The sequence below is a fragment of the Streptomyces pyxinicus genome (genome assembly GCF_024753135.1).
GTDB classification, from domain to species: Bacteria; Actinomycetota; Actinomycetes; order Streptomycetales; family Streptomycetaceae; genus Streptomyces; species Streptomyces pyxinicus.
Genome location: NZ_JANUGP010000027.1, coordinates 98,150 through 117,620, shown reverse-complemented (window position 1 = coordinate 117,620; position 19,471 = coordinate 98,150). Strand labels below are relative to the sequence as shown.

The 19,471-nt window shown below is 70.7% G+C and carries 19 protein-coding genes and 1 pseudogene; 12 read left to right on the top strand and 8 right to left on the bottom strand.

The annotated features are described in order from the left end of the window. The 4 genes and pseudogenes from NX794_RS28485 to NX794_RS28470 all read left to right on the top strand — a co-directional run. Positions 1–2,029: Z1 domain-containing protein (locus NX794_RS28485; protein WP_258782104.1), on the top strand; the 2,029-nt coding region annotated here is incomplete at its 5' end. Between the two features lie 694 nt (positions 2,030–2,723). Then, complete coding sequence (locus NX794_RS28480) at positions 2,724–3,710, top strand: helix-turn-helix transcriptional regulator (protein WP_258782103.1); 987 nt, start codon at positions 2,724–2,726, stop codon at positions 3,708–3,710. 184 nt (positions 3,711–3,894) lie between these two features. Further along, positions 3,895–4,457, top strand: a pseudogene (locus NX794_RS28475) (transposase family protein); the annotation flags it as partial. 900 nt (positions 4,458–5,357) lie between these two features. Next, a complete protein-coding gene (locus NX794_RS28470; RefSeq protein ID WP_258782102.1) occupies positions 5,358–5,870 on the top strand; it encodes a GNAT family N-acetyltransferase in 513 nt (170 codons plus the stop codon). A 391-nt stretch (positions 5,871–6,261) separates the two neighbouring features. Here the strand turns inward: NX794_RS28470 and NX794_RS28465 are convergent, their stop codons facing one another. Both NX794_RS28465 and NX794_RS28460 read right to left on the bottom strand, forming a co-directional pair. Further along, positions 6,262–6,489: a hypothetical protein gene (locus NX794_RS28465; RefSeq protein ID WP_258782101.1), complete on the bottom strand. Its 228-nt coding sequence runs from the start codon at positions 6,487–6,489 to the stop codon at positions 6,262–6,264. Positions 6,490–6,510: 21 nt separating this feature from the next. Beyond that, positions 6,511–7,647 carry an inorganic phosphate transporter gene (locus NX794_RS28460; RefSeq protein ID WP_258782100.1) on the bottom strand — a complete coding sequence of 379 codons (1,137 nt, stop codon included), beginning with the start codon at positions 7,645–7,647 and terminating at the stop codon, positions 6,511–6,513. Between the two features lie 91 nt (positions 7,648–7,738). Here NX794_RS28460 and NX794_RS28455 point away from each other — a divergent pair, with 91 nt between their 5' ends. From NX794_RS28455 to NX794_RS28445, 3 genes are read left to right on the top strand one after another with little or no spacing between them, the layout of a single operon-like run. After that, positions 7,739–8,140, top strand: a complete 402-nt coding sequence (locus NX794_RS28455; RefSeq protein WP_258782099.1) for a helix-turn-helix transcriptional regulator — start codon at positions 7,739–7,741, stop codon at positions 8,138–8,140. Positions 8,141–8,191: 51 nt separating this feature from the next. Continuing rightward, on the top strand, positions 8,192–8,608 hold the full coding sequence (locus NX794_RS28450; RefSeq protein WP_258782098.1) for a VOC family protein: 417 nt from the start codon (positions 8,192–8,194) through the stop codon (positions 8,606–8,608). Positions 8,609–8,651: 43 nt separating this feature from the next. After that, positions 8,652–9,410, top strand: a complete 759-nt coding sequence (locus NX794_RS28445; RefSeq protein ID WP_258782097.1) for a VOC family protein — start codon at positions 8,652–8,654, stop codon at positions 9,408–9,410. Positions 9,411–9,637: 227 nt separating this feature from the next. Here NX794_RS28445 and NX794_RS28440 read toward each other — a convergent pair whose 3' ends face one another. The 4 genes from NX794_RS28440 to NX794_RS28425 all read right to left on the bottom strand — a co-directional run bounded on the left by NX794_RS28440 (position 9,638) and on the right by NX794_RS28425 (position 13,076). After that, on the bottom strand, positions 9,638–9,970 hold the full coding sequence (locus NX794_RS28440; protein WP_258782096.1) for a DUF952 domain-containing protein: 333 nt from the start codon (positions 9,968–9,970) through the stop codon (positions 9,638–9,640). 44 nt (positions 9,971–10,014) lie between these two features. Further along, positions 10,015–10,203, bottom strand: a complete 189-nt coding sequence (locus NX794_RS28435) for a hypothetical protein (RefSeq protein WP_258782095.1) — start codon at positions 10,201–10,203, stop codon at positions 10,015–10,017. A gap of 151 nt (positions 10,204–10,354) precedes the next feature. After that, a complete protein-coding gene (locus tag NX794_RS28430) occupies positions 10,355–11,545 on the bottom strand; it encodes a family 2 encapsulin nanocompartment cargo protein polyprenyl transferase (protein ID WP_428985978.1) in 1,191 nt (396 codons plus the stop codon). 124 nt (positions 11,546–11,669) lie between these two features. Continuing rightward, entirely contained in the window at positions 11,670–13,076 is a 1,407-nt protein-coding gene (locus NX794_RS28425) for a family 2B encapsulin nanocompartment shell protein (RefSeq protein ID WP_258782093.1), read from the bottom strand. A gap of 287 nt (positions 13,077–13,363) precedes the next feature. Here NX794_RS28425 and NX794_RS28420 point away from each other — a divergent pair, with 287 nt between their 5' ends. Together NX794_RS28420 and NX794_RS28415 are read left to right on the top strand one after the other, a co-directional pair. Continuing rightward, positions 13,364–13,957, top strand: coding sequence for an N-acetylmuramoyl-L-alanine amidase (locus NX794_RS28420; protein WP_258782092.1), 594 nt, complete (start codon positions 13,364–13,366; stop codon positions 13,955–13,957). 60 nt (positions 13,958–14,017) lie between these two features. Continuing rightward, positions 14,018–14,899, top strand: coding sequence for a 1-aminocyclopropane-1-carboxylate deaminase/D-cysteine desulfhydrase (locus NX794_RS28415; protein ID WP_258782091.1), 882 nt, complete (start codon positions 14,018–14,020; stop codon positions 14,897–14,899). Positions 14,900–14,947: 48 nt separating this feature from the next. Here NX794_RS28415 and NX794_RS28410 read toward each other — a convergent pair whose 3' ends face one another. Further along, positions 14,948–16,543: a Na+/H+ antiporter gene (locus NX794_RS28410; protein WP_258782090.1), complete on the bottom strand. Its 1,596-nt coding sequence runs from the start codon at positions 16,541–16,543 to the stop codon at positions 14,948–14,950. Positions 16,544–16,601: 58 nt separating this feature from the next. Here NX794_RS28410 and NX794_RS28405 point away from each other — a divergent pair, with 58 nt between their 5' ends. From NX794_RS28405 to NX794_RS28395, 3 genes are all read left to right on the top strand, one after another. Further along, positions 16,602–16,862, top strand: coding sequence for a UBP-type zinc finger domain-containing protein (locus NX794_RS28405; protein ID WP_258782089.1), 261 nt, complete (start codon positions 16,602–16,604; stop codon positions 16,860–16,862). 376 nt (positions 16,863–17,238) lie between these two features. Beyond that, positions 17,239–17,655 carry an ATP-binding protein gene (locus tag NX794_RS28400; RefSeq protein ID WP_137301875.1) on the top strand — a complete coding sequence of 139 codons (417 nt, stop codon included), beginning with the start codon at positions 17,239–17,241 and terminating at the stop codon, positions 17,653–17,655. 17 nt (positions 17,656–17,672) lie between these two features. Next, positions 17,673–18,815 (top strand): RNA polymerase sigma factor SigF, encoded by a 1,143-nt coding sequence (locus NX794_RS28395; protein WP_428985977.1) that lies wholly within the window; start codon positions 17,673–17,675, stop codon positions 18,813–18,815. A 21-nt stretch (positions 18,816–18,836) separates the two neighbouring features. Here NX794_RS28395 and NX794_RS28390 read toward each other — a convergent pair whose 3' ends face one another. After that, the gene (locus tag NX794_RS28390; RefSeq protein ID WP_428985976.1) at positions 18,837–19,343 is read right to left on the bottom strand and encodes a hypothetical protein; all 507 of its coding nucleotides are present in this window, start codon (positions 19,341–19,343) and stop codon (positions 18,837–18,839) included. Between the last annotated feature and the right edge of the window lie 128 nt (positions 19,344–19,471).

Here is a 19,471-nt window from a genome sequence, read left to right as displayed (position 1 = left end):
CGCGTTCGACATCATCCGGCTCACTACCCGGAACGATGACTACCAGACGCTGCGTCAGGGCATCACTGCGCTCGAATTCGAGAGAGCCGATCCCGCCCTGCCGTTACACAACCCCCACAACCTGCACCGCAGCGCGGCGCGGCTGATGGTGGTGAAGAAGAACAAGGCGGTGCTGGCAAAGGTCGTCAGCGATCTCCGGCGGCTGGGGCGACAGCTCGAAGAGATTCCCGTCCTTATCGTTGACGATGAGTCGGACCACGGATCGGTGAACACGGCACACTCCGGGAGCGGACGGGAGGGTGCCGACCGGACGGCGATCAACGGCCTCATCTCCGAACTGCTCGGGCTGCTCCCGCGTGCCCAGTACGTCGCCTACACCGCCACTCCGTTCGCGAACGTCCTGATCAACCCGACCGATCAGGACGATCTGTTTCCGAAGGACTTCATCATCGCTCTGCCCCGCCCGTCCGGCTACATGGGGGCGCGCGAGTTCCACGACTTCGACTCCCGCATTCCGGTGCACAAGCGGACGGTCGCCGACTCGAGAGAGCTCGCACACGTCCGGCCCATGGAGGAGACCGGGGAAGACGGCGACGTGTACCTGCGCCAGGCACTGGACGCCTTCCTCCTGTCGGCGACGGTCAAGCTATACCGTGAGGCGCACGACCCGAGTGCCATCGGCTACCGCCACCACACGATGCTCGTCCATGAGTCCGTACGGAGGGCCGACCACCGCGAGAGCGCCCACAGGATCGCCCGGCTCTGGCACGCGGACCAGCAGGAGGGGGAACGCGGGCTCGGACGGCTGCGGGCTCTGTTCGAGTCCGACTTCGTTCGCGTCTCGGCCCACCACCACGACGGGTTCGTGAATCCGGCGGACTTCGGCGACCTGGTGCCCTACCTCCGAGAGGCACACAGCCGCATCGAAGCGGAAGGCGGTCCCGTCGTCGTGGTCAACGGCGACCAAGACATCGAGAACGGGACCGTGGACTTCGACCGCCGTCCGGTGTGGAAGATTCTCGTGGGAGGAGCCAAGCTCTCCCGCGGCTTCACCGTCGAAGGTCTGACCGTCACCTATTACCGGCGCAGCACCAACCAGGCCGACTCTCTCATGCAGATGGGCCGGTGGTTCGGGTTCCGCCATGGCTACAGGGACCTGGTGCGGCTGTATGTCGGGCGTGGCACGGGAGGCGACAAGGGCATCGACCTGTACGAGGCGTTCGAGGCCGCCTGCCGCGACGAAGATGCTTTCCGGGCGCAGCTGGCCGACTACGCGAAGCCGGTGGACGGCGGTCCGACGATCACGCCGTCGCAGATCAGGCCTCTGGTGGCCCAGTACCTTCCAGAGCTGAAACCCACGAGCGCGAGCAAGATGGCGAATGCGCGGCCTGTGGAGATCCGCTCGCCCGGCAGGTGGATCGAGCCGAGCACACTTCCTGTCGGTGGCGTCATAATCAAGCGGAACACGGAACGTTGGCAGCCTGTGTTGTCGGCTCTGTGCGGACCACGGGAGCAGCTTTCGGTGCCCGCCCACGACGGGACGAGGGCCGCCTCGTTCTCGGCACTCACCGCGGTCGTCACGCACGAACGGCTGCTCGACGTGCTGGGCGGTCTGGAGTGGGACCAATCAAAGGTCTTCGCACCGCACCTTGCTTATCTGCGTAGCCTCGGCACTGGCCCGGAGCCCCTGGCTGGGTGGCTGATCGTGGCACCGCAGCTCGCCTCGGAGAACGCACTGAAGGTAGTCCTCCCCGGGACACCTGAGATCTCACTCTTCCGGCGTGCTCGTCGGAGTCCTGGTGTCTTCGGCGCGATCAGCGACCCCGGCCACCGCCGGGTGGCGCGGGAGCTGCTGAATGACGGCGAACGCGGTGTGGCGTTGCTTTATCCCGTCATCGAACCGGAACAGGCGCTCCGGCAGCCGGTGGACCCCGCTCGCGTCTCCATCGGCTTCGCGCTGTTGACTCCCAACAGTAAGGACAGCGACGGATCCGGGCCGGCCATCCGGTTCCGGGCTGACGGCGCATGACGTGTGCGGCAACACCGCACCCATACATCAGGGAAGGACTAGGCCCGGCTCCGGCGATGGCGGAATCAGACCCGCGTCTGATCCAGCCGCGGGGCGAGCTGTCCGCAGACAGTCCGCAGGACACCCGCAAGCGACCGTCGGGGACTAACGCTCGCCAACGGAGAAACACCTGGCCAGGGCACTCAACTGGGCTCCGCCGCAGGTGAGGATCGGGCCGCAGACGTTCCGCTTCAACGTGTAGCCGTGTGCCTGCCGCGCGCCATAAGGGGCCGGGCTCCGTCGAGGCCGGCCCCCTTCGTCGTCCCCGTGCTGGATGGGTGCTGGACATCCTGACGTGTGGTCAGCGCGCACGGAAGCCGTGACCGGGTGACCGGGCGCGGGGGATGACATGGGCACCTCCTTCCGTCGAGGGATCGCCGCGGGCGGGCGTGGGGTGGCGTAGCTCAGCCCCTCCAGACGCCGAGGGCGAAGGCTCAGTGATGAACGCTCACCGGATGACGGTGAGTGATGAGAGATCGATTGCGAGTTCTCAAACAGTTGTCACTCTCGCCCATCAAGCTATCTCGGGACGTCAAAAAAGTGCAAGGAAAAGCAAAATCGGGCTCTTGTGCAAAATTGGCGATCTTGGGTGGCGCGAACGGGTGAAGCACCATACGTTTCCCCTCGCTAGCCGTTTGACCTCGAAGGGGAAATAGTGAAGGACGCGTTCGATTTGCTGGCGGAGTATGTGGGCGAAGTCTGCGGCACGAATCTCGTCTGCTACCACTTGGACGACGTTCAGGAGTGTGAGGTCAAGAGTCATCCGACCTACGAACAGCTTCGCCGTCGAGCGGTCGATGCGCGGGTCAAGCGGAAGTCATCGCATCTTTGGGATTCTTTGATTGCCATGGGGAGGATGGCAGATCTGCGGGGTGACGATAAGTGGCGCATGATTATCGTGGACTGTTTGGTGCCGTTTCTGCGTGGACACTCCTGGAATATTCACAGGAATTTCTACCGTGATCTAGGTGACGTGCGTTCGGACATGCTCGAAGCCACTTTGACGGTTTGGCAAGAGACGGCGTCAGGGGTTCCTCCCCGTGACGTTCCTGGGCTCATGGTAAAGACCGCCGTCAACGAGGCATATCGTCGTGCCGACGAGCACAAGCATGAGAGTGCGTCACGCGACGCGGAAATTTTGGCGTCTCTGGAGGAGGCCTCTCTGGATTCGACGCTGAAGGCTGCCTCCATCCTCCACGGGGTCAATCCTCGCGATCCGGCCGTTATGGAGCAGATTCGAGGTGAGCGCACCGGTGCGCTTTGGCAGAGGTGGGGGCTTGCCGAGACGTTCGGGCAACATCATGCGGACCTGCGGGCGGGACGCCGTTCAGGTCTGAACAATGCAACGGTTTCCGCAACGATGCTTGCTCGAATCTTTGTCACAGGAGGGAATCACTACTACTACACCTCAGACATGTACCCGAAGTTCGTTGATCTGCCGGCTGCTGCCGAAGCCCTGGGAATCGCGAAGACAACTGCCTATCGCATGGTGAGGGCGGGGTCGTTCCCGTGCCCGCCTGTGAGGATGGGCAGCGCATACCGGGTACTGACGCAGTCCTTGATGCGTTCCATGGCCATACCGGACCTCGTCGTCCACGCAGACGATGTCGAAAACGGCGCCGACCATGCGGCGGGAGCGTGAAGTGCCTCGGGCGGTTCGGACGGCACTCAGCTGGCCACTGAGCCTTTTCAGAGTGCGCACCGGTTGGGTGACGCGGTCGGCGCCCGCAACGCACGAGGCTCCCGTGCCGTTGAGAGAGGTGTCTAACGTCTCAACTCAGCAGCTCAGGAGCCCCGTTGGTTCCCTGTCCTGCCGCACTCGACCTGTGCCGCCGCACCGGTGGGCTCTGGTCGCTCCGGTTCACCTCCGGCGGCACGACACCCTCGCCGAGATCGCTGCCGGGTTCGGGGTGTCCGTCGGAACCGCCCACGCCTACGTCACCACCGTCGTCGGACACCTCGCCGAGTGCGACCGGGTCGGCGACGGGCGGGCCGACTACTCCGCCAAGCACAAACGGCACGGCGTGAACGTGCAGGTCCTCACCGATCCCGCCAGGCGGATCCTGTGGCTGTCGCCGGCGCTGTCGGGCCGGACCCACGACCTGACCGCAGCCCGCACCCACCGGATCATCTGGATCTGCGAGCGCCAAGGCGTCCCCCTCCTCGCCGACCTGGCCTGCACCGGCGCCTGGGCCACCACCGCCAAACGCCGCCCACCGAACGATGAACTCACCCCCACCGAGCGCACCGTCACCGCGCCCTGCCCGCCGCCCGGGCCCGGCCGAACGCGGAGTCGCCCGCCTGAAGTCCTGGCGAATCCTCCGCCACGCCCGCTGCAGCCCAACCCGCCTCAGCGCGATCTGCCGCGATCCTCACCCTGGAGAGGTAACGCTGAAAAGGCTCACTGACAGCGCCCCAACGACGGAAGTTTCAGGTCAAGACGCTTCGTACGTCCCGAACGCGCAGTCCGCACGCAGTCCGCAGGACACCCGATCAGGACCATCTCGGCCCATCACCAGCCATCAGCAAAAGGCCAGGTCAGCGCCCCACAAGGAAGAACCCCGCAGGTCACCGACCCGGCCCACTACCAGGAGACGAAGAAGGCCTGATCCTCGATCAGGCTGTTGTGACCTACGGTTCTTTGATCATCAGGTCATCCCGCCCGCACCCGGCCTGCGGGTCGCCGAGCAGGCGGCCGTGGCGGTCCGGGTGCGGTCTTTTCGGCCGGCCCGGACCCCGCCCGAGGCCGCGCCGCGGTTCCGCGAAGGGCGATCAGTGCCGAGTGGTCCGGCCGCTGCCGACTGCGAGGAGCAGTCGAAGCGAGGCCGAGGCCGGCCTCGGGTGGCCGTCTCACCCGCTGAGCCTCCGAGGGCCGGAGAGCGCGGCCACGCCCCCATGCGCGGACTTCGGAGGCCTGGAGTTACCCGAAACACCTCTTCATCACCCACCGGTAGGTGTCAGCCCTCGTTGCGGTGGTCTCCGCTCCGCAGGACCTCGCGCGGCCGCCGCGCCGGTCGCCTGCTCCGTTCCAGTCGCGCAGGCGGCGTCGGCTCGTATCGGGTGAATGGACACTCGGAATCGCCCTGTGTATGGTCGTCGGGTTCGTGTTCGATCAGGAGTTGTGGAAGGGAGGTGAGGTTGATGACCGCGCTGATGGCCGCCTTGCGGAGTGCCCGGGTCTCCCTCACGTCCCGGGTCGTGGCCTGACTCTGCTGTCCGGGCCCTCGCTGAGAGCGTGAGCTCGCGGGGCCATCACACGAACGTCTCCTGAAACGGATCTCCCATCGTCATGGGCAACACCTGGATCACGCGCGCCGAAACCAGCGCCGACATCCCCGCCATCCGCGACATCAACCTCGCCGCCTTCCCCACCCCTGCCGAGGCCGACCTCGTCGACACCCTGCGCGCCGACCCGGCCGCGTGGATCGAGGGCCTCTCCCTGGTCGCGGCGGACGGGACCGGCCGCCCGGTGGGTCACGCGCTGCTGACCCGCTGCCACATCGGCACCACGCCGGCCCTGTGCCTGGCCCCGTGTGCCGTCCGACCGGGACAGCAGCGGACCGGCGCGGGTACCGCGGCCATCAGTGCCGCCCTGGCAGCAGCAAGGACTCTGGGCGAGCACCATGTGGTCGTCCTCGGGCACCCGGACTACTACCCGCGGTTCGGGTTCACCCGTGCCTCGGCCCACGGCATCGGCCTGACCATCGACGTCCCCGACGACGCCCTGATGGCACTCAGCCTCGACGCCGGCCATCCGCTACCCAGCGGGACCGTTCACTACGCCGCCGCGTTCGGCATCTGAGTCCACCTGTGCCGCGCGGGACCACATTCCCGCGCGGCACGCTCATCAGGTGGCGACCCCCGGGCTCGGCGATGGCCTGGTCCACCTGCCTGGGGACGTCGCATGAGTCCACGCGGGTGTCCCCCTCAGCGAGCATGAGGCTCTCGGGGCCGTGCAGCTCGGTGGACATCCACGGTGAACCGGGCTCGCTGCCCGCCACGATGTCGCCGTCCGGTTCGCCGAGCCCGGCGCCCCGTCCCACGGCGCCCCGCGCATCCTGGCCTCGTGGGCCGACGCCCCGCCCCCGGCGGGGAGCCGGGCGGCCGACGGCGGTTCACTGCCCGCCTGAACACGGCGTCGGAGTCCGCCGCGCTCCCGCCCGAACGTCCTCCCGGCCCGGATCGCCGAGGTGTCAGTGGAACTGCGGCACGATCAGATAGATGCCGTAGCCCACCACCGCCCCGCATGCCAGGAAGCACAGGGCCGCCTGGGTGCGGCCGGCGACGGTGGGGGTGGGGTCGGTGTCGGTGGGGGTGTGGGAGAGGCCGAGGACGCCGAGGGTGAAGACGACGACCACGGCGACGGTGACGCCGAGGCTGACCGCGGCGACGCGGGCGAGGGCGGGCCAGTCCACGTGCATGAGGGCTCCCTGCGGTAGGGGTCAGGTGGCCGAGCCGGCTCGGACGGTCACCCGGTGATGGTCGTTGACGTTGCCGGCGTGCACCGGGTCCCGGCGGGCGGCGAGCACGATGGCCGCCGCCAGGGTGAGGGCCACGGCCGCGATGACGACCGTGCCCGCGGTGCCGCCGTGCTTGACGACGCTCGCCGACAGGCCCCCGACCAGCGCGGCCGAGGGCAGTGTGATCAGCCAGGCCAGCACCATCCGGCCGGCCACCCCCCAGCGGACCTCCGCGAGCCTGCGGCCCAGGCCGGCGCCGAGGATGCTGCCCGACGCGACCTGGGTGGTGGAGAGCGCGAAACCGAGGTGTGCGGAGGTGAGGATCACGGCCGTGGAGGCAGTCTCGGCCGCGAAGCCCTGCGGCGACTGGATCTCCGTCAGGCCCTTGCCCATGGTCCGGATGATCCGCCAGCCGCCCAGATACGTACCGAGCCCGATCGCCAGCCCGGCGGCGCCGATCACCCACACCGGCGGACCCGCGTCGTGGCCTAGCGCGCCCGCCGAGATCAGGGTCAGCGTGATGACGCCCATGGTCTTCTGCGCGTCGTTGGTGCCGTGCGCCAGCGAGACCAGGGAGGCGGAGGCGATCTGGCCGAGCCGGAAGCCCCGGGACACCGTGTCCTTGCGGGCCCGGGCCGAGAGGCGGTAGGCGAGATAGGTGGCGATCAGGGCCGCGACACCGGCCACCACCGGCGAGGCCACGGCCGGGATCAGGATCTTCTCCACCACCTTGTCGAAGTGCACCGCGTCCCCGCCCGCACCGACCCAGACCGCCCCGATCAGCCCGCCGAACAGCGCGTGCGAGGAGCTGGAGGGCAGGCCGGCCAGCCAGGTCAGCAGGTTCCACAGGACCGCCCCGACCAGCCCCGCGAAGATCATCGCCGGGCTGACCCGGGCGTCGTCCACGATGCCCCCGGAGATCGTCCGGGCCACCTCGGTGGACAGGAACGCCCCGGCCAGGTTGAGGACCCCGCTGATCAGGACCGCGGTACGCGGTGCCAGCGCGCCGGTGGCGATGGAGGTGGCCATCGCGTTCGCGGTGTCGTGGAACCCGTTCGTGAAGTCGAACGCCAGTGCCGTGACGATGACGACCGCCACGAGGAACGTGATGTGGTCCATCCCCCCAGGCAAGCAAGCGCAGGCCAATGGTCGGCGAACCGGGAGCAAAACTTCCGGCAAGGAGCGCGGGCCGCTGTGCGAGGCTGGGGGCATGACCGTCCCGGAGGACCTCAGACGGCTACGCCGGGTGCGCGACCGCATGGACCGGGAGTACGCCGAGCCGCTGGAGATGACCGAGCTGGCCCGGGACGCGCTGATGTCCCCCGGCCACTTCCAGCGCAGCTTCCGCAAGGCCTTCGGCGAGACCCCCTACAGCTACCTCATGACCCGCCGGATCGAACGGGCCAAGACACTGCTGCGCCGGGGCGACCGCACGGTGACCGAGGTGTGCCTCGCCGTCGGCTGCACCTCGCTCGGCTCCTTCAGCTCCCGGTTCACCGAGCTGGTCGGCGAGACACCGAGCGCCTACCGGGCCCGGGACCACGAGGCCGTCGCGGTGATCCCGTCCTGTGTGGCCCGCACCTTCACGCGTCCGTGTCGCCGCCCGTACTGAGGCATACCCGGTTCCCGCGCGCCGGATGCCGTCGCGGCCTAGCGTGAGCCCATGGACGTGAAACTGAAGCAGTGCTTCATCGCGGTGGACGATCATGACAAGGCCCTGGCCTTCTACCGTGACGTGCTCGGCCTGGAGGTCCGCAACGACGTGGGCTTCGAGAACATGCGCTGGGTGACCCTCGGCTCGCCGCTCCAGCCGGACGTGGAGATCGTGCTGGAGCCGCCCGCCGCCAATCCCGACGCCTCCCCCGCCGACCGGCAGGCGATGGCCGAGCTGCTCGCCAAGGGCATGCTGCGCGGGGTCATCTTCACCACCGCCGACTGCGACGCGCTGTTCGAACGGGTACGGGCCTCGGGCGCGGACGTGCTGGAGGAGCCCACGGACCAGCCGTACGGGGTCCGCGACTGCGCCTTCCGGGACCCGGCCGGCAACCTGCTGCGCTTCCAGCAGCGGCCCGCCGACTGAAACCCGCCCGGTTCCAAGGGACTTACCGCCTACACTCCGCGCCGTGATCATTCGCTGGGCGTACGCCTACATCGACCGGGCCGCCGACCGCCTCCCCGAGGTGGGCGCCTTCTGGACGGCCGCCACCGGCACCCGACTGTCCGAACCCCGGGGAGAGCAGGGAGAGTTCGTGACCCTGCTAACAGAGGGCACGGACGCCTGCGTGAAGCTCCAGGGCGTCACCGAGGGCGCCGGTGGCGCGCATGTCGACCTGTGCGCGGGTGACGTACGGGAGTTGATCGACACGGCCCGCGCCCTCGGCGCCGCGCTGGTGGCGGACCGGGGCGACTGGGCCGTACTGCGCTCCCCCGGCGGGCAGTTGTTCTGTGCCGTGCCCTGGTCCGGGGAGTCGGTACGGCCGCCGGTGGTGGCGGGCAGCCGACTCGACCAGGTCTGCCTGGACATCCCGCCGTCCTCGTACGACGCGGAGACCCGCTTCTGGGGCCGGCTCACCGGCTGGGAGCAACGGACCGGATCACGGCCGGAGTTCACGGTGCTGGCGCCGCCCACCGGTCTGCCCGTACGGCTGCTGCTCCAGCGTCCGGACGACGAGCGACCGGCCTCCGCCCACCGGGACCTCGCCTGCGCGGACATCGCCGCCGTCCGGGCACGGCACCTGGAACTGGGCGCTGTCGTGGTGCGCGAGGAGGCGCACTGGACGGTGCTGCGCGATCCGGCCGGCGGCACCTACTGCCTGACCGGCCGCGACCCCGTGACGGGCGGGCTGCCGGCCACCGGCGGTCAGGGTTCGGTGGACACGTAGGCGCAGGCGGTGCGTGGCACGTCCGTGGGGGGGCGACGGGCAGTCACCGTCGTCCGGGGCGGGGTTCGGGCGGGGCGACTCGTGGAAGTCCTCCCAGCGGTAAGGGCCGCCGGGCCGCTCGTCCTCCCGGAGGACGAGCGTGAGGACGCCCGCGACGGCCATGGCCGCCGCCCATGCCATGACGGCCCAACGCCACCATCTGCGCCAACCGGGCCCGCCCCGTCCGGTCACCGCCAGGAGCGCACTTCCACCACGGCGTCGACCGGCACCGGCCCGTACACGTGCGGGAACTCCTCGCCGCCCGGCTCCAGCGCCTCGTACCGCACCGGCGCGCCCACCAGCGCGGGGTCGACCACCAGGACGACCAGTTCGTCCGGCCCGGTGTAGTCGCCGTAGAGGAGGCCCGCGATGCGCGGAAGCTGCTCGTCGGTGGAGAAGTGGATGAAGCCCTCCTCCGCCAGGGTGCGGCCCCGGGTCGAGATCTCGTAGGTACCGCGCTCCCGCGCCGTGTCCCAGAGGGCGCGCTCGGTGACGTGCAGGATCTTGGGGAGTTTCGGCATGCGGCCCACGGTACGGTGCCCGGTGACGCGGCGCGTATCGCCTTTTACGACATCTGCCCGCGTCGCCGCTCGGCGGGTTCCTCCGGTTCCTGTGGCGGGCGGGACGCGCAGTCGGGGTTGCCGCACGGGCCGGGGCGCCAGACCGGCACCCAGGCGCCCAGGGTCTTGTGCCGCCCGACCACGGTGTCGACCGTCTGACCGCAGACCGGACAGACGGCTCGCTCCCTGTCCATACCCTCAGCGTAGGACCGCCGGGGGCTCGGCGCTTCTGGTGCGGACGGACGCACGCCCCCGCTTCCCTGGGACCGGAGCCCCCGGTGACCGCGTGGGGTCAGGAACCGCACGGGCCGGGGGACTCCGGGGACCTGGCCCGGCCGGCAGGGCTCAGCCGGTGCGCCGGGTCACGAACTCGGCGAGGGCCAGCAGGCCGTCCGCCGACTGAGGGTCGGGGACCGCGCGGGCCAGTTCCTGTACGGCCCGGGCCATCCGGTCGGCCGCCTCGGCCTGCGCCCAGTCCCGGCCGCCGGCCTGCTCCACGAGCCGTGCCGTGCGGGCGATCTCCTCGGCGGCCTCCGCCTCCTGCGGGCGGTGCGGTCTCGCGTACCGCTCGGCGAGTTCGGCTGCCGCCGGGGTGCCGGAGGTGAGCGCCGCCACCACCGGCAGCGACTTCTTGCGGGCGGCGAGGTCCGCGCCGACCGGTTTGCCGGTGTGCCGGGAGTCGCCCCATATCCCGATGACGTCGTCGATCAGCTGGAAGGCGAGGCCGACCTGCCGGCCGAAGTCGTCCAGCGCGGCGACCTCCGCCTCCTCCGCGCCCGCGTACAGCGCACCGATGGCGCAGGCGCAGCCCAGCAGGGCGCCGGTCTTCGCCTCGGCCATGCCGAGCACCTCGTCGAGAGTGACCTCCGCGGGGGCCCGGCCCTCCAGGTCGACGTCCGTGTGCTGGCCCTCGCACAGCTCCACGACGCAGTCCGCGAGCCGGGCGGCGGCGCGGGCGGACGCCGGGTGCGGGTCCTCGGCCAGCAGCCGCAGGGCGAGCGCCTGGAGGGCGTCCCCGGCGAGGATGGCGTCCGGCTCGCCGAACACCGCCCAGGCCGTGGGCCGGTGCCGCCGGGTGGTGTCGCGGTCCATCACGTCGTCGTGCAGGAGCGTGAAGTTGTGGACGAGTTCGACCGCTGCGGCGGCGCGGGCCACCGCCGTCCGGGCCGTGGCGCCGCCCAGCGCGTCGGCCGCCGCGAGCACGAGCGCCGGCCGGACGGCCTTGCCGGCGTTGCCCGCCGCCGGGGTGCCGTCCGCGTGCTGCCAGCCGAAGTGGTAGCGCGCGATCCGGCGCATGGCCTTCGGCAACGATTCGACCGCCGCCCGCAGTTCGGGGTCGACCAGGGCGCGGGTGCGCTCCAGGAGTGCCGCCGCCTCCCTGCCGTCATGCGCCCCGGCAGAAACGTCCGCCTCGGTGACACCGGTGGCGTCGGTGACACCGGGAGCATCGCGCGCATCGAGGGCGGGGTCCTCCCGTCGCCCGTCCGCCGCGGCCGAACGTGGCACGCCCGGTAGGCGCCGTTCTGTTTCCGTCATGGACTCGGCCATGCCTCCCCCTCGCCAGGTCCTCGGACACCGGCGTCGCCCGGCCGGCCGGACACGTGCCCCGAGGGTGTACCCGCCCCGGAGGGCGAGGACACCGCCACGACCTGCGGAAACGTCACCTCCACCGACCGATCTCGACGTTCTCCAGCACACCGAGGGCGTCGGGCACCAGAACGGCGGCCGAGTAGTAGGCCGTCACCAGGTACTTGATGATGGCCTGTTCGTTGATGCCCATGAAGCGCACGGAGAGGCTGGGCTCGATCTCGTCCGGGATGCCGGACTGGCGCAGGCCGATGACGCCCTGCTCCGCCTCGCCGGTACGCAGGGCGATGATCGAGGTCGTACGGGCCGCGCTGATCGGGATCTTGTTGCTCGGGTAGATCGGCACGCCGCGCCAGGTCGGGATGCGGTGGCCGGCGATGTCGATGGTCTCCGGGACCAGGCCCCGCTTGTTCAGCTCGCGGCCGATCGCGGCGATCGCGCGCGGGTGGGCCAGCAGCAGCTTGGTGCCCCGGCGGCGGCTGAGCAGTTCGTCCAGGTCGTCCGGGCCGGGTACGCCGTCGTGCGGCTGGATCCGCTGGTCGTACTCGCAGTTGTGCAGGAGGCCGAACTCCCGGTTGTTGACCAGCTCGTGCTCCTGGCGTTCCTTGAGCGCCTCGACCGTGAGCCGCAGCTGCTGCTCGGTCTGGTTCATCGGCTGGTTGTAGAGGTCGGCCACGCGCGAGTGGATGCGCAGGACGGTCTGGGCGATGCTCAGCTCGTACTCACGGGGCCGGGGTTCGTAGTCCACGAAGGTGTGCGGGATGTCGGGCTCGCCGGAGTGGCCGGCCGCCAGCTCGACCTCCTTCTCGCCGTACTTGTTGGTGCGCTGGTCGGGGATCGCGCGGACCTGCTCCAGGTGGGCGCGCAGCGCCTCGGAGCGCTCGGCGACCTGCTCGAAGTCGTCGCGGGAGAGGGTCAGCACGGTGGTCGCGGTGTCGGCGCGGACCGTGTACTCCCAGATGGCGTCCGGGTCCAGCAGCGCCCGGTCGCCGAAGTAGGCCCCGTCGGCGAGAACTCCGAGGACGGCGTCGTCGCCGTACGGACCCGTGCCGACCTTCTCCACCCGGCCGTGGGCGAGCAGGTACACCTCACCGGTCTGGTTGCCGAAGTCGGCGATGACCTCGCCGGGGGCGAAGTCGCGCTGGCGGCAGCGGCGGGCCAGCTCGCTCAGCACCTCCTCGTCCTCGAAGGAGCGCAGCGCCGGCAGCTCGCCCAGCTCGGCCGGGACGACCTCCACCTGGTCCCCGGTCTTGACGAAGGTGATGCGGCCGTCACCGACGGCGTAGGTCAGACGCCTGTTCACCCGGTACGTACCGCCCTGGACGTCCACCCACGGGAGTGTGCGCAGCAGCCAGCGGGAGCTGATCTCCTGCATCTGCGGGACGGACTTGGTGGTGGTGGCCAGGTTCCGCGCGGCCGCTGTCCCCAGGGACTGCTGCGGCTTGCCCTGTTCCGTGCGGACCTCTTCGCCTACCGACATATGGCAATGCCCTCTCATGTATGGCCGGCCGCATCGCACACCGGTCTCGCGAGAAGCCTTTCATCACGCAACGTGCCTGTGCCATTACCCGAAAGAGCGGGAATGGATCATCGGATTACTGGGCAAGAAGGGGATTCCCGCCCGGCGTTGCCCGGGATGCCCGGCCTGTCTGGATCGGCTCGCACACCGTCCGAACGGTGTGGCCCGATGCGCCCGTTTTCGGTAGAAGCACCATGAGAGATACCGGTACGAGCACGAGCACGAGCACGAGCACGAAGGAGTCGGTCATGGCCCCACCCATGTCCGCGAGCGCGTTTCTGGCCGCTCTCCAGGCGGAGGGCGTCACGGTCGCCGAGGTCGGCGACTGGCGGCAGCACAACCGCAACCACAAGGGGCCCTGGGGCCCGGTGCACGGCGTGATGATCCACCACACGGTGACCCAGGGCAGTGAGCGCACCGTGGAGATCTGCCGGGACGGTCACGCCGAGCTGCCCGGTCCGCTGTGCCACGGGGTGATCACCAAGGACGGCACGGTCCACCTGGTCGGCTACGGCCGCGCCAACCACGCGGGGCTCGGCGACGACGAGGTGCTGCGCGCGGTCATCGCCGAGAAGGGGCTGCCGCGGGACAACGAGGCGAACACCGACGGCAACCGGCACTTCTACGGCTTCGAGTGCGAGAACCTGGGCGACGGTGCGGATCCCTGGCCCCAGGCCCAGCTGGACGCGATCGAGCGGGCCGCGGCGGCGATGTGCCGGCGGCACGGCTGGACCGCGCGGTCGGTGATCGGCCACCTGGAGTGGCAGCCGGGGAAGGTGGACCCGCGGGGCTTCACGATGGACTGGCTGCGCGAGCGGATCACCGAGCGCCTGAAGGGCTAGCCGGGGGCCACGGAGGCCACGGCACCCGAACCGGCCCCGCCTTCGCGCGACAATGAACCCGTGACCAGCACACTCCCCCTCTCCCCCCGGCTCCCCTCCCCGCTGCGGGAGGCGCGCGACGAGCGTTTCGGGCGTCACGGGGTCCGGCTGCTGCTCAAGCGGGACGACCTGATCCACCCGGACCTGATCGGCAACAAGTGGCGCAAGCTGGTGCCGAACATCGAACGGGCCGGAGGCCGCGCGCTGGTCACGTTCGGCGGCGCCTACTCCAACCATCTGCGGGCCACCGCCGCCGCGGGCCGGCTGCTCGGCTTCCCGACGGTCGGCGTGGTGCGCGGCCAGGAGCTGGCCGACCGCCCGCTCAACCGGTCCCTGGCCCGGTGCGCGGCCGACGGCATGCGGCTGTGCTTCGTGGACCGGGCGACGTACCGGCGCAAGACCGAGCCGGAGACGCTGGCCGGCATCCTGCGGACGGCCGGCGCCGAGGACGCGTACGTCGTGCCGGAGGGCGGCAGCAACACCGCGGCGGTACGGGGCTGCCGCGCGCTCGGCGCGGAACTGCGCGGGGCGGCCGACGTCGTGGCGATCGCCTGCGGCACGGGAGGCACGCTGGCCGGGCTGGCGGCGGGTCTCGGGAGCGGGCAGCGGGCGCTTGGGGTGCCGGTGCTGAAGGGCGGTTTCCTGGGGGCGGAGATACAGGACTTGCAGGAACGTGCCTTCGGCGGCCGGCGCGGCGAGTGGTCGCTGGACGAGCGCTTCCACTTCGGCGGCTACGCCCGTACCGGCCCCGAACTCACCGCGTTCGCAGAGGATTTCGAGGCACGGCACGGGCTGGCCGTGGAGCGGCTGTATGTCGCCAAGTTGCTGTACGCCCTCGTCACCCTGGCCGGCGAGGGCGCCTTCGCGCGCGGGACGACGGTGGCGGCCGTCATCACCGCCTGAGCGGCGAGCGACGAGCGACGAGCGACGAGCGACGAGGGTGCCTTCCCGTCACGCCGTCTCCCGGTAGACCGCCGCCTCCTCCAGGTCCAGGCGGCGCAGCAGGGCGCGGAGCATCTCGTCGTCGATGTAGCGCAGGTCGCGGAGCCTGACGAAGACCTCCCGCTCGGCGCCGATCATCTCGCGGGACAGCCGGCGGTAGGTGTCGTCCACGGACTCCCCGGTGACGGGGTTGGCCTGGCCGAGCCGCTCCCAGACGGCGTTGCGGCGGCGTTCCAGCACCCGGCGCAGCCGGTCGGCCAGTGGCGGGGGCAGGGCGTTGCGGTCGTCGGAGAGGAGTTCGTCGAGGCGGCTCTCGGCGGCCAGCGAGGCCTGTGCCTGGGCGTTGGCCTCGGCGAGGGTCTCGGCCTGCTGGTCGCGGCCGGGGAACTTCAGCAGCCGGATGAGCGGCGCCAGGGTGAGGCCCTGGGCGACCAGGGTGCCGATCACGGTGGCGAAGGTGAGCAGGAGGATCAGGTCGCGCTGCGGGAAGGGACTGCCGTCGTGCACCGTGAGCGGGATGGAGAAGGCGATGGCCAGCGACACCACACCGCGCATCGCGGCCCACGAGGTGACGATCGGCGCCCGCCAGGTGGGGTTCTCCTCGCGTTCGCGGATCTTGCGGGAGAGCAGGCGGGGCAGGAAGGCCGCCGGATACACCCACACGAAGCGGGCCGCCACGACCACGACGAAGACCACGACCGCGTACCAGAGGGCGTCCATGCCCTGGTACTCGCGGATGCCCCGCAGCACCACCGGCAGCTGGAGCCCGATCAGCGCGAAGACCGCCGACTCCAGCAGGAAGGCGACCATGCGCCAGACCGCCTCCTCCTGGAGCCGGGTGGCGAAGTCGACCTCCCACGCGCGGTGCCCGAGATAGACGGCCACCACGACGACCGCGAGGACGCCGGAGCCGTGGAACTGCTCGGCGACGGCGTAGGCGAAGAACGGGATCAGCAGGGACAGGGTGTTCTGGAGCAGCGCTTCCTTCAGGCGCGTGCGCAGCCAGTGGATCGGCACCATGAGCACCAGTCCGACGACGACGCCGCCGACCGCGGCCCGCAGGAACTCCTCGATACCGCCGGCCCAGGTGGCGCCCTCGCCGACGGCCGCGGCGAGGGCCACCTTGTAGGCGGTGATCGCGGTCGCGTCGTTGAGCAGGGACTCGCCCTGAAGGATCGTGGTGATGCGGGACGGCAGTCCCACGCGGCGCGCGATCGCGGCGGCGGCGACCGCGTCCGTCGGGGCCACCACGGCGCCCAGCACCAGGGCGGCGGGCAGCGGCAGGCCGGGGACGACTAGATAGGCGACCCAGCCGACGACGAAGGTCGCGAACAGCACGTACCCGATCGACAGCAGACCCACGGGTCGCTTCTGCGCCCGCAGGTCCAGGTACGAACTCTCGGTGCCCTCCTTGTACAGCAGCGGCGGCAGCACCAGGGGCAGCACGACCTCGGGGTCCAGTCCGTAGTGCGGGACCCCGGGGAGATAGGAGACCGCCAGCCCGACGGCCACCAGCAGCAGCGGTGCCGGCACCGGTGTGCGCCGGGCGGCCCCCGCCACGGCGACACTGCCCGCCACCAGCATCAGCAGCGGCATCACGTCCATGTCCTCGCCCGCCCTCTTTCCGCGCGGTCACCCGCACACCCGTCGTAATCTGGCAATCATGAAACAGTGCACGCACGCGTCCGCGCTGCCGCACCCGGAACCGGAGCCGCAGAGCGAGACCTGCCTGGAGTGTCTGCGGGACGGCACCCATCCCGTGCAGCTGCGGCTCTGTCTGACCTGCGGCCATGTCGGCTGCTGCGATTCCTCGCCGAACCGGCACGCGACGGGGCATCATGAGGAGTCGGGTCATCCGGTGATGCGGACCTTCGAACCGGGCGAGGACTGGCGGTGGTGCTTCGTCGACCACGTGCTGGTGTGAGACGCACTGACTGGTGTGAGACGCACTGATGTGACAGGTGCTGGTGTGACACGTGTGGGTCCGAACCGTCCCGCCGGGCGGCCCGTGTTCCCGGTCGGCAGTGTTTTCGTGTGACACTGCAAGTGGCCGCTGCCGCACGACGGTTCGAGCGTCGGACGCCTGGGTACGTCAACCCGGCGCGCGCTCTTCCCATTTGGGCCCGCCGACCCCCTAGACACGGAGCGTATCCGCGGGTTTACTGTGAGTGACGCCAAGGGGTCGGGGTCCCGGGACGGGAACGTTCGGAGCGCGATAGCGTCACCGCTGAACCACGTACGCGTTACCCCCGGGGGGCGACCCCCGGCCCCGTAAAGCTTGTACCACCATGGAGGTGAGGGTGTCCCAGATCGCAGGCGAGCCCGCGGCGAACCAGGACTTCGTGGAAGTCCGGCTTCCGGCTGCGGGTGCCTACCTGTCGGTGCTGCGGACGGCCACGGCCGGTCTGGCGGCCCGCTTGGACTTCACCCTGGACGAGATCGAGGACCTGCGCATCGCCGTGGACGAGGCCTGCGCGATCCTGCTCCAGCAAGCCGTTCCCGGCTCCGTGCTCAGCTGCGTCTTCCGGCTCGTCGACGACTCGCTGGAAGTCACGGTCTCGGCGCCGACGACGGACGGCCACGCCCCCTCGCGGGACACCTTCGCCTGGACCGTGCTGTCGGCCCTCGCGGGCAAGGTCTCGTCCGCCGTCGACGAGGACAGGACCGTGTCGATCAGCCTCTACAAACAGCGCGGCGCGGGCCCCGGCCCGGCGTGAGGAACGGGGACGGTCCGGTGCGGGACGAAGAGCGCGGCACACGGGAGCTGCCGGCCGGTGACGGCGCGGCCCCTGGGTCATGGGGACCTGACCGCCCGGGCGAGGTCCGGGGCGGACGCGCGGCCGAGACGCCCGGGGACGGCGCCCCGGCCGTGTTCCGGCAGACGGCGGAGGGCATCGACGGCATTCCCGAACAGGCCAGACCGCACCCGGAGGGCGACCCGGCGCACGGCGGCGACACCGCCGCGCGGGGCACACCCGCGGCAGGACGCGGCGCGGTCGGTCCCGCCGGCCGCGGGACGGGGGCACGGGGAAGGGCTACGGGCCGGACGATGAGCGAGCACGAGCGAAACGCCGAGGACGACGCGCCGGCCGCGGAGGCCGTCCGCGCCGTACCGCACGATCCGCACGACCGCACCGGGGCGCGGGCGCTCTTCGTCGAGCTGCGCGGGCTGGACACGGGCAGCACGGAGTACGCGGAGCTGCGCAACCGGCTGGTGCGGATGCATCTGCCGCTCGTGGAGCACCTGGCCCGCCGCTTCCGCAACCGCGGCGAGCCGCTCGACGACCTCACCCAGGTCGCCACCATCGGGCTGATCAAGTCGGTCGACCGCTTCGACCCGGAGCGGGGTGTGGAGTTCTCCACGTACGCCACCCCGACCGTGGTCGGCGAGATCAAGCGGCACTTCCGCGACAAGGGCTGGGCGGTGCGGGTGCCGCGCCGGCTCCAGGAGCTGCGGCTCGCGCTGACCACGGCGACGGCCGAGCTGTCCCAGCTGCACGGCCGCTCCCCCACGGTGCACGAGCTGGCCGAGAAGCTGGCCATCTCCGAGGAGGAGGTCCTGGAGGGCCTGGAGTCGGCGAACGCCTACTCCACGCTGTCCCTGGACGTCCCCGACACCGACGACGAGTCCCCGGCGGTGGCCGACACCCTCGGCGCCGAGGACGAGGCGCTGGAGGGCGTGGAGTACCGCGAGTCCCTCAAGCCGCTGCTGGAGGACCTGCCACCGCGCGAGAAGCGGATCCTGCTGCTGCGCTTCTTCGGGAACATGACCCAGTCGCAGATCGCGCAGGAGGTCGGCATCTCGCAGATGCACGTCTCCCGGCTGCTGGCGCGCACGCTGGCCCAGCTGCGGGAGAAGCTGCTCGTCGAGGAGTAGTCCGCCCGTGAGGCAGCCGGGTCACTCGGTGCGGCCCGGCCCCTTGATGCCCAGGGCCCGGGTCGTCTCGCCGTTGACGAGCAGCACCAGGGCCGCGACGGCGACGACGGCCAGCGCGATACCGGCCGGGATGGCCATGCTGTCGGCCTGCAGCAGGCTGTAGGCCACCGGCAGGGCCATGAGCTGAGTGATCATCGCCGGGCCCCGGCTCCAGCGGCGGCACAGCAGCAGCCCACGCGCGGCGAGCAGCGGCAGCAGCGCGAGCACGACAAGGGTGATGCCGAGCGTCACGGCCTGCTGCCGGTCGTCCGCGCCCCCGGCGATGCCCCGCACCAGCACCCACAGACCGCCGGCCAGCAGGGCGATCCCCTCGATACCCGCGAGCACGGCCGCGTACGTCACCCGGCGCGGACGCGGCCCGGCGGCGCCGGCGGTGGCCGGCTCGGCGGTGTTCGCGCCGGTGGTGTCCGCGCGGGCGGTGTCGGTGGTGTCCACGGATTCCTGGACGCGCTTCTGCTCACGGCTCACCCCAGCAGGGTAGCCGCCGGGCCCGCACCCCCTCGGGGCCCGGTCGGGTGTCCGGGCTCACGCCCTCCCCTCTTACCGGATCCCTACCTCGGTCTGGGCCGGGTACCACCCAGTAGGTACGCTGCCAT

Bases quoted from the DNA above. Each gene is read 5' to 3' on its own strand.
- NX794_RS28470 (WP_258782102.1), top strand. From the start codon at position 5,358: ATGGGCAACACCTGGATCACGCGCGCCGAAACCAGCGCCGACATCCCC.
- NX794_RS28465 (WP_258782101.1), bottom strand. From the start codon at position 6,489: ATGCACGTGGACTGGCCCGCCCTCGCCCGCGTCGCCGCGGTCAGCCTC.
- NX794_RS28460 (WP_258782100.1), bottom strand. From the start codon at position 7,647: ATGGACCACATCACGTTCCTCGTGGCGGTCGTCATCGTCACGGCACTG.
- NX794_RS28455 (WP_258782099.1), top strand. From the start codon at position 7,739: ATGACCGTCCCGGAGGACCTCAGACGGCTACGCCGGGTGCGCGACCGC.
- NX794_RS28450 (WP_258782098.1), top strand. From the start codon at position 8,192: ATGGACGTGAAACTGAAGCAGTGCTTCATCGCGGTGGACGATCATGAC.
- NX794_RS28440 (WP_258782096.1), bottom strand. From the start codon at position 9,970: ATGCCGAAACTCCCCAAGATCCTGCACGTCACCGAGCGCGCCCTCTGG.
- NX794_RS28435 (WP_258782095.1), bottom strand. From the start codon at position 10,203: ATGGACAGGGAGCGAGCCGTCTGTCCGGTCTGCGGTCAGACGGTCGAC.
- NX794_RS28430 (WP_428985978.1), bottom strand. From the start codon at position 11,545: ATGACGGAAACAGAACGGCGCCTACCGGGCGTGCCACGTTCGGCCGCG.
- NX794_RS28425 (WP_258782093.1), bottom strand. From the start codon at position 13,076: ATGTCGGTAGGCGAAGAGGTCCGCACGGAACAGGGCAAGCCGCAGCAG.
- NX794_RS28420 (WP_258782092.1), top strand. From the start codon at position 13,364: ATGGCCCCACCCATGTCCGCGAGCGCGTTTCTGGCCGCTCTCCAGGCG.
- NX794_RS28410 (WP_258782090.1), bottom strand. From the start codon at position 16,543: ATGGACGTGATGCCGCTGCTGATGCTGGTGGCGGGCAGTGTCGCCGTG.
- NX794_RS28405 (WP_258782089.1), top strand. From the start codon at position 16,602: ATGAAACAGTGCACGCACGCGTCCGCGCTGCCGCACCCGGAACCGGAG.